This is a genomic window from Haloplanus sp. GCM10025708, from assembly GCF_042663985.1.
Taxonomy (GTDB): domain Archaea; phylum Halobacteriota; class Halobacteria; order Halobacteriales; family Haloferacaceae; genus Salinirarus; species Salinirarus marinus.
Window position 1 is genome coordinate 190263 of record NZ_JBHSZA010000003.1, and the last position, 12629, is coordinate 202891.

18 protein-coding genes and 2 pseudogenes are annotated in these 12629 nt (G+C 56.3%); 9 read left to right on the top strand and 11 right to left on the bottom strand.

Features of this window, described 5'->3' with window-relative positions; translation table 11 throughout:
• The first annotated feature begins 5 nt into the window (after positions 1 to 5).
• Positions 6 to 937 (top strand): annotated as a pseudogene (locus ACFQJD_RS01455) (hypothetical protein).
• A gap of 199 nt (positions 938 to 1136) precedes the next feature.
• Here the strand turns inward: ACFQJD_RS01455 and ACFQJD_RS01460 are convergent.
• From ACFQJD_RS01460 to ACFQJD_RS01475, 4 genes and pseudogenes are all read right to left on the bottom strand, one after another.
• Entirely contained in the window at positions 1137 to 1682 is a 546-nt protein-coding gene (locus tag ACFQJD_RS01460) for a halocyanin domain-containing protein (protein ID WP_379795645.1), read from the bottom strand.
• 142 nt (positions 1683 to 1824) lie between these two features.
• Positions 1825 to 2790 (bottom strand): hypothetical protein, encoded by a 966-nt coding sequence (locus ACFQJD_RS01465; RefSeq protein ID WP_379795647.1) that lies wholly within the window; start codon positions 2788 to 2790, stop codon positions 1825 to 1827.
• Positions 2791 to 2926: 136 nt separating this feature from the next.
• Positions 2927 to 3148: a YgaP family membrane protein gene (locus ACFQJD_RS01470; RefSeq protein ID WP_379795649.1), complete on the bottom strand. Its 222-nt coding sequence runs from the start codon at positions 3146 to 3148 to the stop codon at positions 2927 to 2929.
• 112 nt (positions 3149 to 3260) lie between these two features.
• A pseudogene (locus tag ACFQJD_RS01475) lies at positions 3261 to 3903 on the bottom strand (dienelactone hydrolase family protein).
• Positions 3904 to 4009: 106 nt separating this feature from the next.
• Between ACFQJD_RS01475 and ACFQJD_RS01480 the strand changes: the two are divergent.
• Positions 4010 to 4654: a phosphoribosyltransferase gene (locus ACFQJD_RS01480; protein WP_379795651.1), complete on the top strand. Its 645-nt coding sequence runs from the start codon at positions 4010 to 4012 to the stop codon at positions 4652 to 4654.
• A gap of 46 nt (positions 4655 to 4700) precedes the next feature.
• Here ACFQJD_RS01480 and ACFQJD_RS01485 read toward each other — a convergent pair whose 3' ends face one another.
• Genes ACFQJD_RS01485 through ACFQJD_RS01500 form a run of 4 tightly spaced genes read right to left on the bottom strand, consistent with a single transcriptional unit; the run spans position 4701 to position 5810 of the window.
• Complete coding sequence (locus ACFQJD_RS01485) at positions 4701 to 4874, bottom strand: hypothetical protein (protein ID WP_379795653.1); 174 nt, start codon at positions 4872 to 4874, stop codon at positions 4701 to 4703.
• Between the two features lie 49 nt (positions 4875 to 4923).
• On the bottom strand, positions 4924 to 5148 hold the full coding sequence (locus tag ACFQJD_RS01490; protein ID WP_379795655.1) for a hypothetical protein: 225 nt from the start codon (positions 5146 to 5148) through the stop codon (positions 4924 to 4926).
• Positions 5135 to 5299 carry a nitroreductase family protein gene (locus ACFQJD_RS01495; protein ID WP_379795657.1) on the bottom strand — a complete coding sequence of 55 codons (165 nt, stop codon included), beginning with the start codon at positions 5297 to 5299 and terminating at the stop codon, positions 5135 to 5137. The genes ACFQJD_RS01490 and ACFQJD_RS01495 overlap by 14 nt, the downstream gene beginning before the upstream one ends.
• A gap of 55 nt (positions 5300 to 5354) precedes the next feature.
• A complete protein-coding gene (locus ACFQJD_RS01500) occupies positions 5355 to 5810 on the bottom strand; it encodes a YbhB/YbcL family Raf kinase inhibitor-like protein (RefSeq protein ID WP_379795659.1) in 456 nt (151 codons plus the stop codon).
• 108 nt (positions 5811 to 5918) lie between these two features.
• Here ACFQJD_RS01500 and ACFQJD_RS01505 point away from each other — a divergent pair, with 108 nt between their 5' ends.
• The 3 genes from ACFQJD_RS01505 to ACFQJD_RS01515 all read left to right on the top strand — a co-directional run bounded on the left by ACFQJD_RS01505 (position 5919) and on the right by ACFQJD_RS01515 (position 7128).
• Complete coding sequence (locus ACFQJD_RS01505; protein ID WP_379795661.1) at positions 5919 to 6101, top strand: hypothetical protein; 183 nt, start codon at positions 5919 to 5921, stop codon at positions 6099 to 6101.
• A gap of 252 nt (positions 6102 to 6353) precedes the next feature.
• On the top strand, positions 6354 to 6524 hold the full coding sequence (locus tag ACFQJD_RS01510; RefSeq protein ID WP_379795663.1) for a DUF7560 family zinc ribbon protein: 171 nt from the start codon (positions 6354 to 6356) through the stop codon (positions 6522 to 6524).
• A gap of 142 nt (positions 6525 to 6666) precedes the next feature.
• Positions 6667 to 7128: a pyridoxamine 5'-phosphate oxidase family protein gene (locus ACFQJD_RS01515; protein ID WP_379795665.1), complete on the top strand. Its 462-nt coding sequence runs from the start codon at positions 6667 to 6669 to the stop codon at positions 7126 to 7128.
• A 109-nt stretch (positions 7129 to 7237) separates the two neighbouring features.
• On the opposite strand, the gene tsaA is transcribed toward ACFQJD_RS01515, so the two are convergent.
• Positions 7238 to 7729, bottom strand: coding sequence for a tRNA (N6-threonylcarbamoyladenosine(37)-N6)-methyltransferase TrmO (gene tsaA, locus ACFQJD_RS01520; protein WP_379795667.1), 492 nt, complete (start codon positions 7727 to 7729; stop codon positions 7238 to 7240).
• A 196-nt stretch (positions 7730 to 7925) separates the two neighbouring features.
• On the opposite strand from tsaA, the gene ACFQJD_RS01525 reads away from it, so the two are divergent.
• The 4 genes from ACFQJD_RS01525 (at position 7926) to ACFQJD_RS01540 (ending at position 10002) form a co-directional block, all read left to right on the top strand.
• Complete coding sequence (locus ACFQJD_RS01525) at positions 7926 to 8561, top strand: helix-turn-helix domain-containing protein (protein WP_379795882.1); 636 nt, start codon at positions 7926 to 7928, stop codon at positions 8559 to 8561.
• Between the two features lie 216 nt (positions 8562 to 8777).
• Entirely contained in the window at positions 8778 to 9134 is a 357-nt protein-coding gene (locus ACFQJD_RS01530; protein ID WP_379795669.1) for a helix-turn-helix domain-containing protein, read from the top strand.
• Between the two features lie 5 nt (positions 9135 to 9139).
• Complete coding sequence (locus ACFQJD_RS01535; protein WP_379795671.1) at positions 9140 to 9346, top strand: hypothetical protein; 207 nt, start codon at positions 9140 to 9142, stop codon at positions 9344 to 9346.
• 146 nt (positions 9347 to 9492) lie between these two features.
• Positions 9493 to 10002 carry a universal stress protein gene (locus ACFQJD_RS01540; RefSeq protein ID WP_379795673.1) on the top strand — a complete coding sequence of 170 codons (510 nt, stop codon included), beginning with the start codon at positions 9493 to 9495 and terminating at the stop codon, positions 10000 to 10002.
• Between the two features lie 297 nt (positions 10003 to 10299).
• On the opposite strand, the gene ACFQJD_RS01545 is transcribed toward ACFQJD_RS01540, so the two are convergent.
• Complete coding sequence (locus tag ACFQJD_RS01545; RefSeq protein WP_379795675.1) at positions 10300 to 11178, bottom strand: universal stress protein; 879 nt, start codon at positions 11176 to 11178, stop codon at positions 10300 to 10302.
• Positions 11179 to 11301: 123 nt separating this feature from the next.
• A complete protein-coding gene (locus ACFQJD_RS01550; protein ID WP_379795677.1) occupies positions 11302 to 12627 on the bottom strand; it encodes an APC family permease in 1326 nt (441 codons plus the stop codon).
• Positions 12628 to 12629 lie beyond the last annotated feature (2 nt).

Below are 12629 nucleotides of genomic sequence, written 5' to 3' on the forward strand. Positions count from 1 at the left end.
ACAGTATGAGTGTCGGTCACGAAGAGCTTTGGAACGCCATCCAAGAGCGGTGTACAGCCCTGGAACCGGGAACCGAACTGGTGACGCTGCTCTCGGACCGACCGTTTCGAGTCAGGGAAATTTCGACCGACCGGCTCCAGATCCGCTTCGACGATAGTGGCGAGAAGCGTCCGCTCTGGCGGGAGCAGTTCGAAGTCCTCACCGATCGTCTGGCGGAGCATCGACTCGCTGTGGCTGAACTCCCGCCCGGGGTCGAACCATACGCGACGATCTTGACACTGTTGGCTGACTTTGGCGTCGAGGACGACGAAATCGCCTACGTCCCCGATCCGGAGATGGGCGGGGGAGTCCATATCTGATCTCGCCGGCGGACGCTCGTACTCGTCCAGAGCGCCTCCACGACGATGCGATCCTGCTGGCAGATTTGCTCGATACAATGGATCCCGTCGATCCCGAGACACTCGAGACAGGCACGCTGACCGACCTGTACGTCCTCCTTTCGGACGTGCAACACGAGGCGGACCGTCTCCGACAGACCGCTCGAGAGTCGCTGCTGAGCCGTCTCGGTCCGGATCAGGAGCTACACGGCAGGTTCGGTACTATACGCCGGACGACACGCGAGCGCCGGCGGCCAAAGGACGACGAGACGATCTTCGACGTCTTGAGCGAGAATGGTATTCCCCGTGAGTGGGTGCTCGGGGTTGATTCCGACAAGCTCGACATCGTCTTGGCCGCGACTGATCTCGAGGAAGAGGAGGTATACGACGTCGAGGAACAGGCCTACGTCCAGAAGACCGAGGTCGAAGAGGAGGAGAAGTATTCCCGATTGCAAGGCCTTGCCGAGCGAATTGAGGAGGTAGGTGGTGAGGAGGGCGAGGAACTGCGTGAAGATCTACGGGACCTTGAGGCGCGACTAGGCGAGGCGCTGTCGGCGTGATTTGTCTGGTTACGCGCGGTCACGAGTAGACTCGCTCTGATTGAATCACGTGCCCGTCGATCGGTCCGTCGTGGCGATCGTTTGGGTGATTCAGACGGCTCGTCGTGATTCAGTATTACCGTGGTGTTGAGATTTTGTTCTGTAGCCGTTGGTACGGGGGTTTGTCAGGCCATACCGAAAATGGTCACAACGACCCGTATCAGTCCACGACGATGGATCCTTTCATGCCCAGTGACAGGTGTGGCTCACAGTGGTACAGGGCGATTCCGGACTCGTCGAACGTGTACGAGTACTCGTTATCGGCCCCTTCGACTGGATCGCCAGAACTGAACTCGTAGTCGGATTCGCCGATCTGGCCGTCCGGTTCCGCCTCGACGTTGTGTTGGCCGCCCTCACCAGTCCAGTCCCACAGGACCTCGGTTCCAGCCGAGACAGCTACCGCGGATGGTCCGTACGCGTACCCGTCGTCCCCGGCTCCGACATCAATCGTCACATCACTCTCGTCACGGAGATCCACGATCTCTCCATCGTAATTATTGGCCGCAGCTCCGATATCCGTCTCGGTCATCCACTCGTCGACGGCCGGATAGTCACTACCCGGAATCGTGTCTGCATCGTCTCCATCTCCGTCTCCGTTGCCATCGCCAGCACATCCGGCCAGTCCGGTTATCCCGACGGTCGAAAGGGCACCAAGTGCTTTGAGAACAGTTCGTCTATCCATCCCGGTGAGAGGTGAACGGGTCATCTTCGGATCACAATAGCATGGCCGAACATATACCCCCTCCAAATTTCTCGTCTGTCGGGAATCAGCGGAGGAACAACGGAGCATCTCATCAGCTGTCGATTTGTCTGTCTTCGCTCACTCAAAGCATGTTCTGATATCTGGATCATGAATATCGAGAGATGGTCAATAATTCTCGTAGCGGTAGATAGAACATGAGATGCTCCTCTCCGAGTTCTCCGGGATCTGGTCGGCGAGTGCCACCAGTATGGACTGCCCGAGCAACCAGGAAGTTATAGCCGAAGTTGAGTCGGAAGTAGTCTTCGACGAGAGGGAGGGGATACTCAGAGGATAGGCTGTCGAAGATCGCTTCTCCTTTCGTCAGCGCAGTCTCGCATCCTGGCTCGGGAAAGAATTCCCGGGCGAAGAACGCATAACCATCATCCCAACCTGAGAACTGCGGCAGCACATCGTCGATTGATACAGAGATACCATTTCCGAGAGCCTCGTCGTTAATTCGGTCAGCAAATGGTTCGATCGAACGCCATTCGGGCGAAGGAGCGTTCGACGAGCGCTCGTGGTAGAAGTCGATACAGCAGTCCGGATAGCCATGCAACCGTCCTTGATATCGCTCGAATTTTGGGAACGAGTCACGCAGAATCGCATCGATATTTTCCCGCATCACGTCCTTCGGAGTCGTGGAGTCGTCATCCTGGAAGAAATAGACACGTGCCCCGTAGTGGAGGCGGTCTTCAGTTCGAAGCCATTCCGGAACGACGAAACACTGTCCCGGGAACTGGCGCTTGAGATGATTGATTTCCGGGATGCTCTGTAACTCTCGGCGAAACTGTGTAGACGCATTCCAGAGACCTTCCTCGGTGAATGAATCCACATTGACCTCGATACCTCTGTAAATATCTCGTGATTCCCGGAGATCGTGCAGTCGTTGTTTGCGACTCGTGTTTGCGGATGCCTCAGAAGTGTCGTCGAACGCTTCCGTGGCTCGCAATTGCCCTGAAAAGTATGTTTCGTCAAGTTGGATGCTCGTTCCTCGCCTGTGGCCAGCGAGGACCGTGGAACTGTCCAAGGCAGTGAACGTTGGGAGCGTGGTGATGGCGCGCTGATGATCCATTCTTTCGAGTGTCCCCTCAGCCTTCGGAGCGTACCTGTTCGGTGTCAAATTCTTCCATGTTGATTGGTGACGTAAACAGCGTGTGGTCGCTGGGAAGCATTGTGTTCGTCATCTTGCGAATTGACTGAGTGTTGCGTCAGTTCTCTCTCTTAGTGGTGTCGATACCAACGGCCTCGTTGATCGGACATTTCTGGGTGGTTCCGGTTACGAGAAGGATAGCTCCGATGACGAGAGCGATTCCCCCGATTACAGCTCCAGCGGCCCAATAGCCGGTAAGAGCGGCAATACCCGCTATCGCTACCACGACACCGATGACGATACGGCCAGTCCGGTCAATTCCGCCCACGTTCTTGTCCATACGTGGTCACATATTATTGCGCAAAGATAATGCCATTAGGGAGTTTCCCAGCCACTTGGAATTCGCGGAGCTTTCTGATTCAGTAAGTGTAACTGATATCATACAGGTACGCTCACCGTAGCGCCCCGGCAAACCAGTCGGCCGCTACGTCCGCGACTTCTTCGAGTTCACCTTCTCCCCTCGAAGAGGTGTCCGGCTCCCTCGACGACGTGCAGTTCCTTCTCGCAGGAAAGTTGGTCGGAGGCCTCGCGATTGAGTTCGAGTACCTGCGTGTCGCCGCCGCCGACGATAAACAGCGTCGGCATCGTGATCTCGTCGAGGACCTTGGACGCCATGTCGACGCGTCCCCCACGCGAGACTATCGCGTCGATATCGTCTTCCAGACGAGCCGCTGCTCGGAGCGCAGATGCCGCACCCGTACTGGAGCCGAAGTAGCCCACGTTCAGGTCACGAGGGGCGTCACGCGTCCACAGCCATTCTGTGACGGCAACGAGACGGTCCGTCAGCAACGGGATATCGAAGCGATTCTCACGGATTTGGTCTTCTTCCTCGGTCAGCAGGTCGAACAGGAGCGTTCCGAGCCCTCGGTCGCGAATGACCTCCGCAACGAAGTTGTTGCGCGGGCTCTTCCGACTTGACCCGTTCCCGTGGGCGAAGACCACCAGGCCCCCTGCTCCTTCCGGAATTTTAAGGATTCCCTCAAGTTCGACGTCGTCGACCGGGATATGGACGAGATTCTCGGTCGTCTGGGACATACTGACCTAGACACTCGCCGTGGGCATCATTCACACGGTCATTCCGAGTTCGTGAGAACGGTCACATGCTACAGGCCGCTGTGGCATCTCTTTCCATCGAGGACTCATGCCAGACTCTCTCCGATTCAAAGACCGTACTGAGGCGGGAACACAACTCGGGGAAGCGCTCCGCGAGCGGGAAATCGACGTGGATATCGTGCTTGCTATCCCTCGGGGTGGTCTCCCACTCGGACGAGCCGTCGCCGACGTTCTTGACGCCCCGCTCGACATCGTCGTCGCGTCGAAGATCGGTGCGCCAGGCAACCCTGAGCTGGCCATCGGTGCCGTCGCCAGTGACGGGAGCGTCTGGCGCAACGAAGAAGCATTTCGTGGGACGCGCTCAAACGAAGAGTACTTCGAGCGGGAGCGCGAGAAGGAAGCCGAGAACGCGCGTCAGAAGGCCGACCGATACCGAGGCGGGCGATCTGAGCCCGACCTGACCGGGAAGACCGTCGCCGTCGTCGACGACGGCGTTGCCACAGGCTCGACCGTCAGGGCGTGCCTTCAGATGCTTCGGAAGACTGACGCCCATCGCGTAGTACTGGCGGTCCCGGTCGGACCGCCCGACACCGTTCACGAGTTACAGGAGTTGGCTGACGAGGTGATCTGTCTCAAGACGCCGAGTAGCTTCATGGGGGTCGGCCAGTTCTACGAGCGCTTCGACCAGGTCTCCGACGAAGAGGCGATGGCGTACCTCGAATCACCGTCCTGACCCTTGGACTAGCCGACCCCCTCATCGGACAACACTCTGGACTGACTCATAGCCCGCCGAATTCGAGCAGGAAATTCACGCAAAGACTGGTCTGCTGGGTGAAGTCGTCGCTGTGGACGACGAGACCGTGACGGTGGACTTTGATCCGGAGCAGTCGGTCCAGACGTTGACCTTCGACGTCGAGATCAAGTAATGGAAACAGCACTGACGAATCGATCATCGTCCGTCGACCGGTGGCCGATGGAACACCACCGAACGGTTCCGGACAATCAGATAGGAACGATGAGATACGTTGCAAGGAGGTATACGACCAGTAGCACTCCAAAGGCCGTGTGAGCAACCCGGAGGATTCCCCGCCAGCGTTCCCACGGGAGATAGCCGTACCGCTCCGCGAGCGACGCGATGCCAGTCACCAGGGTCAATACGGCGTGGGCGACGGTCGTCGTTGCGAGCCCCCAGTGACTGAAGACGATCTCTCGATCATTTGCGCCCACCCACCGGAAAGATGTACAGCGGTCGCTGATTTGCCGGTACCCCCATGATGCCTCGCACACGCTCGTCGCGGAAGGCGCCGATCGAAACGGCCGCGAGCCCAAGCGACTCGGCCTGCAGGTAGAGGTTCTCGCTGGCGTGCCCGCCCTCCAATATACGGAGGACATCGGAACCACGGGAGAAGATGTCTATTCGCTACTACCAGTGGTCACGGGGCGTACGTTCCTTCGAGTTGTGTCTCGGCGATGACCTTTCCATCCATCGCTGATTCGAGTTGATCCTTCGTCGTATCCGCATCGAGATTGAGCCGCTGGTTGAGTGCGAAGAGCCGAAATCGATACGTGTGTTCGCGGTCCGGCGGATTCGGGCCGCCGTACCCCCGTTCGCCGTAATCGTTCCGTCCTTGTACCGCTCCAGAGGCATTCCAGTCTTCGGTGATCGTCGACGTGGTCGGGTCGATATTCCAGACTACCCAGTGATCCCAGATTTTGCCAGCCGGCTCGACAGCATCCGGGTCATCCAACACCAGCACTAATGACTGGGTCTCCTCGGGTACACCGTCGATTTCTAGTGGCGGATTCACGTTTTCGGTTGTGTATCCATACTTGTCTGGAATCGGATCATCGTTTGCGAACGCCGGACTCGTTAGCTGTAGCGTTGTCATCAGTCCACTACAGAGGTGACGTCAAGGATAGATGAAAAACAACGATCATTCTCACCGTTTAGGAACTGTAGAGTCTAACCGGTCAACGCGAGTAGAACTGACTGGATCATGAGCGAATCCGGCGACGTCGATACCGCTGTCCAGCGAGTACGTGACGCCTTTGACGAGGCAGTGGACGAGGCCGAGGAACTGAGAGATCAGGCACGTGAGAGCGTCGAGACGCGATCAACGATCTCGAACAGCGGATCGAACCCCTCCGTAGTGAGGAGTAATCAGCCTCCCGTTAAGTGAGTGCTTTCCCGTGGTTCTCCGACGGAGCAATTGCGAGAACTGTTAACGGAATCCCCTCAGGTACGAACAAACGAACGAGGATAAAGGGGAGACCCCTACCGAATCAACTCCGGCCACCTGAGGATATCGCTCGCCAAGTGACTCGGGAGCCAGAGCTCGCGCTGGCTACTGACACCTCGGAAGAGACCAGGTTCTCACAGGTTCGGAAATGGAGAGCATCATTTATCAGGAGGCCACATATCATCGAATACGATGAGTAGCGAAGAGGACGAGGAATACGTGTTCCTCTGTCCAGAGTGCGACGAATCTCTGAAAGTAAATGACTCGATGAAAGAGTCACTTGTCGATAGAGGATGTGTCATCTGTGGCACCTCTGTGACATTAAAGGCGTTCACGAAAAATCCCGCTGGCGACTCGCCTTGACCTCATTTCGGTACGATCTTCTCAAAGAATCTCAATGAGGTATCGGGTCTGACCTTGACTATCGCCTCCTCTCTAACGTGAGAGTCCAAAACCAGAGACAGGTATTAAAGGCCGCCTCCTGTCGATAGCCATACGAAGAACGATGACACTCAATCGGGAAACTCAACTTTCACGAGAGGAGACTGATTCTATTCTCGGTCGCCACGAAACGGGGGTGTTATCCCTGGCGCGGGAAGACGAACCGTACTCCATTCCAATCTCGTATGGATACGACGCCGAAGAACGACGATTCTATCTCCGGTTAGTTTCGACACCCGAAAGCGAAAAACGACGGTTCCTCGCATCCTCACCACATACACGTCTTGTGGTGTATGAGGAAGACGATCCAATCTACCGGAGCGTCGTCACAAGCGGGACACTCAATGAAGTTCCACGGGATGCCTTGACCGTCGACCACATCGAGCAATACGGCGAGGCAAAACGCCCGCTCTTCGAGATCTGGGGTGAATCTCGCCGAGACCTAGATATCCAACTGTACCAACTCGAACCGGACGAGTTGAGTGGTCGCCGTATCGAAATCGAGCGTGACGATACCGACTCCTAATCTGTCTCGGCCACGCTCGAATCGACCATCCGGTACTCGATTGAATTGAATGGTTGTCGAATCACTCATCAGTTGGTAGACTAGTTTCCGGGATATAGAGACGGGATTGTCAGAGAAATCGGTCATCGGCCCGCTTTGATTGAATTGTGGATTTCGATGCATCGAGCCACCCAGTCTCAGCAGCATCTGGAACGTCGAACTGTGGGACAAACGGCTTGATGTCCAGAAGCGGTGTCCCGTCGACCACGTCGATTCCCTCAACAGTCACTTCGTGATCTGTGACGGAATTGATCTCGACAACCGAGAGGCCAATTGGATTCGGACGCTGTGGTGCCCGTGTCGCAAAGAGCCCTCTATTGGTGTCATCAAGAAACGGCTCAACCTGTAGCGAGACGGTGTCATCTGTCACATGAAAGTGATACAACAAAATACAGTGCGTAAACCCGTCCAGATCCTCTAATCCCTCCGCATACGACGGATCAACCTCGACAGTCCCCACTGCATCATCAGCACCGATTGGTTGAATCGGCATCTCTTCCGGGGATTCGAAGGGAGTGCGGATTGATCCGATTGCATCGTACTGGAACCGGGGTTCCGTCATATCCGTCGTACGGTTCTTGAACGAGAAATCAGTGTCGTGAGGGACACACAGCTACGCACTACGACAGCCCGGACTACTTAATGCTTGATGCGATATGACAGCTGTTCTAACGGGGCTGCTGTCGTTGACGAGACTCCGAAGCTCCGCGGAAGCACCGATATACTAAGTGCCCTCGTAATGTATCTTGAATTCCTTCATGTCGCCAGGGATTCAAGCCGAGCTGGAGTTCGCCACTCCAAGTATCTGTCCAATCGTTGAACTCTCGGCGGCGGCAGAGACGAGGATTGATTCGGTGTCGACGAACGTCTGCCCATCCGATTGTACGGAGAGTGTGACCGAGTTTTCGATGGAGTCAGATGGTGAATTCGAGGTAGATATGAGCCCGATTTTCTCACATGGGTCCTCAGATCGCTATCGGCTTACCCACGATGACGGTGTCGACTGTCCGTGCGAATACCTCGGTCAATTCGGGTGCCCCGTTGCCCGGTACGTTGCTCGGGATGGCACATTGACGATCGTGTTTCACGCGGCCGATTACGACCAGCTACAAGAGGTAATTGGCGAACTGCGTGACCAGTTTCCCGATGTAGATATCAAACGATTTGTCCAGTCTCCGGCCGGAGAGCAAACCCAAGATAGTGTGTTCATAGACCGAAGCAAACTCACTCACCGACAGCTCGAAATATTGGAAACCGCCTACGAGAAGGGATACTTCGATCGTCCACGGCAGTCCAACGCGACGGAAATCGCGGCGGAACTCGATATCAATCCCTCCACGTTCAGGGAACATCTCACGGCGGCGGAATCGAAAATCCTGGAAGACCTCCTCTAGAGGGTGTGTGCCCTGTCCTCGTTCCGTTCGCTCAGGTGTCGCCGGGTTTCCCCTGGTCCAAGCCGGAAGAATCCGAAGGTGTTCGTCTCCTTGTTATAAACCTGCCCGGGTAGTGTGGCTCTGCGTTACTCCGTGTGGCTGCTGTCATAATTTTATATGAGCCAGTCATCGATGGCGTCTGCGACTGTCCGTACATCCGAAGAGCCCGCGAATGACGTGCAAACCATCGTTGCTGAAAGTACTATTCAACAGCTCCTCGATGTGCTTGACGATGCTGACTGCCGTGCTATTCTCGATGCGACACGTGAAGAGGCATTAACGGCGAACGAGGTCTCCGAAGCTCACCACCTTCCGCTGTCGACGACGTATCGCAAACTCGATCTCCTCACCGAGGCCGGTCTGCTCGAAGAACGGACCCGCATTCGTCAGTCCGGGAAACACGCCAGTGAGTATATTCGATTGGTCGACGACGTCGTCATTTCACTCGGCCGCAGGGGAGAGACGGAAGTGCGGGTGTCACAGCACAAGAGCCCTGGGCAGACCCGATCGTCCGTTTCGCTGATGGGAGATTAAGGAACATGGCAGATCAGCCTGATCGGAGCACGCATTTCGCGACGCTGTTCGAAACCATCACTGGCCAGTCGACGCTCACCGAACAGCAGCAGATCGAAATTCCGGTACGATACGACGAACACAGCGAAGAGACAGACATCGCGGACTATCTCGATACGACAGCGACAGCTCAGGGATTCGATGACGTTATCGAGGAGCCAGAGATGTCCTAATTCGCTCGGGGAGAGATTGAGCCGCTAAGCAAGTTCCTCATCTCCAACAGTGATCTACGCGTTCTAGTCGAATTATTATCACATCACCTTCTCGGATTGTAGGAATGGATGACGTATTACTTGTCTATTGACAGACTAGTTATCATATGACGCTCGTTGTCCCATTTGACGGCTCGGAATTGGCCGAGGCAGCGCTCGTTCGTGCGACGGAATTCGGCACCGTATTCGAAGAGGGCGTGTTGGCCGTCAGTGTCATCCCGAAAGACAATAGCACGTACGCCCGGGAACACGGCTGGATCCGACCGGATGAAGAATTCGATCTGAAGGCAGTCGTCACTACACTACACGAACAGGTAACGAACCTGTGTCCGAGTGCGGATTTCCGACATACAGTCGTGGATCGATACGCGCCATCGGGGTCCATATCGAAGGCCGTCCGGAAGATGGCTGAAAGAGAAGACGCCTCGATGGTATTCATCGGAAGCGAGAACGCCGGACACATCGTTACGGCCGTCAGTAGTGTTGGAGGATCCATTGCCTCGGATGAAGCCTACGACGTCGTCATTGTTCGACACCGGAGCCCCGCCAAGATCGCCAAGCTCAGGAACACGTCCCCGCATAGACAACCGAAATCCGATTTCTACCTTCCAGAATAACCTCTCCACTACCCATTTTCAGAATCTCACCGCTTGGTCTCCCACATTCTCCATCGCGTCCTTATATAAGAAGATCAATTGAGATCCGGAGTGGATTTCACGCCTATTTGTCTGTGTATGATCGACTTCCTACTCACTCGTCAGCCGATGTGTCGTCGATACTTGACGCGCAGTCGGTACATAAGCCGGTATCTTCGTCGTAGTGGGCACTACACACAAGCGCTCCGCACCGCCGACACTGGTAATCGGCAGGTGCCGATTCGCAGATCTGACAAAGAGTTTCTACGCTCATAGAAATCACGCGGTCGTTAGCACTGGGACGTCGGCTTGCCTGACGACGCGGGCAGTCGCACTCCCGAGAAGGCGGTCTGTGTCCGCAGTTCGACCGCGAGTCCCCATCGCAATCACGTCGGCGTCAACACCTGACGCGTACTCGAGGATCTCCTCGTAGGGAACACCACGGAGAATGTCAGTTGTCACCGGAAGATTCAGCACGCGAGCATCGGTCGCGATCTCCTCGACCGCGTTCTGCCCGCCCTGTTTGAGGAGGCCGACGATACTCCGGGGAGCGTCCTCGAACCCGTAGGTTATCGTGTCGACGACATAGATCACGTGGATATCGGCGCCGTACCGTTCGGCGATGCCCAGCGCGTGGTCGGCCGCACGTTCGGCGGCACCGCTCCCGTCAATGGGGATCACAACGTGGTCGTACATCCCGTATCCCGATTTGGGAACGACCCCGTCCTCTGCTAGACGAACTGCCATGACCGGTACGTTCGCGAACGTAATCACCCGTTCCGTGGTACTGCCGAGTCGCGCTAGTTCGCCGACGGTCCGGCCATGCGTTCCCATCACTACCAGATCAATATCATTTTCGTCGATGTACTCGAGTATCCCCCGATACGGGATTCCCTCGTGGACGGCCCGGACGGCATCAAGCCCGAGATCCGTTGCCCGTTCTTGGATCTGGACGGTCGCCTCGCGTCCACGCTTTTCGGACTGTCGTCGGAATTCCTCAGTCTCTGTTGAATCCAGATCGATTGAGGTCAGGTCGGGGCCGATGGCGTGAAGGACGTGGATCGTCGCATCACCGGTTTGAGCGTGGTCGAAGGCACGGGCGGTCGCGTTTTCAGTCTCTGGACTACCATCGGTCGGGACGAGGATATTGTCATACATACGGATGTCTCCATACGACGTCGAGGGGTACGTAGACTATCCGTGAGAACATCATACACTTTTCATACGTCCAAGCAACGGCAGATCGCAGTCGCTCAATACGGGGGTGCCGAGTGTCGGATATTATGCCTTGTCGTCGATATCGGGGTCGAAGGGACTGCGCTCCAAGTAGAGGAATTCGAGCAGAAAGAGCGTGAGAAAGATACCGACGATCCACAGCAGGATCTCAATATCGGTACGATAGAGGTGATAGAGAACGATCGGAATCGCCACGGCCGTTCCGATAAGACCGAGTGCAGGGAACAAACGGTTCGACCCCGTTTCGTCCGCGAGTCGGAGGTTCACGAAATTGGTCACAGCATCCGCAATTAGAAACGCGACTGACCCGAATTCGGTGATCTGCTTGAGCGTCCCGAGCGCGGCGAAGGTGGCGGTCAGACCGCCCATGAGTAGGAGCGAGTAGAGAGGAATGCCCTCTCGGTTCCGAAACGAGAAAAGTCGCGGGATAGCGCCTTCGGTTGCAATCTTGTGGGCGAGTCGTGAGGCACCGAAGAGCGTCGCGTTGATCCCCGACGAAGTGCTTTTCATCGCAGAGAGGATCACGAGCACGAACCCAGCAGCACCCAGGATCGGAATGTTCGAGACGGCTGCTGCAAGCGCCGTCTCCTCGTGTGCAATAAGCTGTTCTGGCGTCAGTTGGAGGGTCGCCATGAACGACACCGAGACGTAAATCAAAATCGCGATCACGATGGCGAGGTACATCCCGATCGGAAGGGTTCGTTCGACGTCTGCGATTTCTTCATAGTCGTAGATTAGTAGCTGAAACCCCTCATAAGAGACGAAGATGATCGCAAACCCGGTGATCGGGCTGATATGTCCCTGGTTGAAAAAATCGACCGCGGTGGGGTCGCCCTGAAAGAAAGCGATTCCGAGCCCGGCGAGTGAGAGCAGAATCGCGATCTTGATGTAGACGGCAATATCCTCGAACAGGCCGGTTTCGCGGACGCCCGAGAGGTTCAACCCCACGAGGAGCGCGACAATCACGACCGAGATAACGGGACGAAGGATCTGTGGAAGTTCGATCCCGACGATGGCCCGTGCGGCGGTGAGGGTGTACGCGCCGAACGCGAAGGCGTACATCGCCATGACGCCGATGTAGCCGACGACTAACACCCACCCAGTATATGCTGCAATGCTCGGGTGGTCAACGAGGTGTTCGACGAACGTGAACGCCCCGGCGTGTTCGCCGAAGTAAAACGTCAGTTTGAGATACGAGTACGCGGTGAGCAACGTGATAACACCAGCGATGAGATACGACAGCGGGACGGCGTTGCCGGCCTGCTGCATCGCGACACCGAGGACGGCGTAGATGCCGCCCGAAACCATCCCGCCGACGCCCATGGCAACGACTTCTACCAGACCGAGTTTTCCGTCGCGAGTACGCGTCACCA

Bases quoted from the DNA above. Each gene is read 5' to 3' on its own strand.
- ACFQJD_RS01505 (WP_379795661.1), top strand. From the start codon at position 5,919: ATGAGCGAATCCGGCGACGTCGATACCGCTGTCCAGCGAGTACGTGAC.
- ACFQJD_RS01485 (WP_379795653.1), bottom strand. From the start codon at position 4,874: ATGATCGATTCGTCAGTGCTGTTTCCATTACTTGATCTCGACGTCGAA.
- ACFQJD_RS01515 (WP_379795665.1), top strand. From the start codon at position 6,667: ATGACACTCAATCGGGAAACTCAACTTTCACGAGAGGAGACTGATTCT.
- ACFQJD_RS01540 (WP_379795673.1), top strand. From the start codon at position 9,493: ATGACGCTCGTTGTCCCATTTGACGGCTCGGAATTGGCCGAGGCAGCG.
- ACFQJD_RS01465 (WP_379795647.1), bottom strand. From the start codon at position 2,790: ATGGATCATCAGCGCGCCATCACCACGCTCCCAACGTTCACTGCCTTG.
- ACFQJD_RS01470 (WP_379795649.1), bottom strand. From the start codon at position 3,148: ATGGACAAGAACGTGGGCGGAATTGACCGGACTGGCCGTATCGTCATC.
- ACFQJD_RS01525 (WP_379795882.1), top strand. From the start codon at position 7,926: ATGTCGCCAGGGATTCAAGCCGAGCTGGAGTTCGCCACTCCAAGTATC.
- ACFQJD_RS01480 (WP_379795651.1), top strand. From the start codon at position 4,010: ATGCCAGACTCTCTCCGATTCAAAGACCGTACTGAGGCGGGAACACAA.
- ACFQJD_RS01460 (WP_379795645.1), bottom strand. From the start codon at position 1,682: ATGACCCGTTCACCTCTCACCGGGATGGATAGACGAACTGTTCTCAAA.
- ACFQJD_RS01545 (WP_379795675.1), bottom strand. From the start codon at position 11,178: ATGTATGACAATATCCTCGTCCCGACCGATGGTAGTCCAGAGACTGAA.
- ACFQJD_RS01535 (WP_379795671.1), top strand. From the start codon at position 9,140: ATGGCAGATCAGCCTGATCGGAGCACGCATTTCGCGACGCTGTTCGAA.
- ACFQJD_RS01510 (WP_379795663.1), top strand. From the start codon at position 6,354: ATGAGTAGCGAAGAGGACGAGGAATACGTGTTCCTCTGTCCAGAGTGC.
- tsaA (WP_379795667.1), bottom strand. From the start codon at position 7,729: ATGACGGAACCCCGGTTCCAGTACGATGCAATCGGATCAATCCGCACT.
- ACFQJD_RS01500 (WP_379795659.1), bottom strand. From the start codon at position 5,810: ATGACAACGCTACAGCTAACGAGTCCGGCGTTCGCAAACGATGATCCG.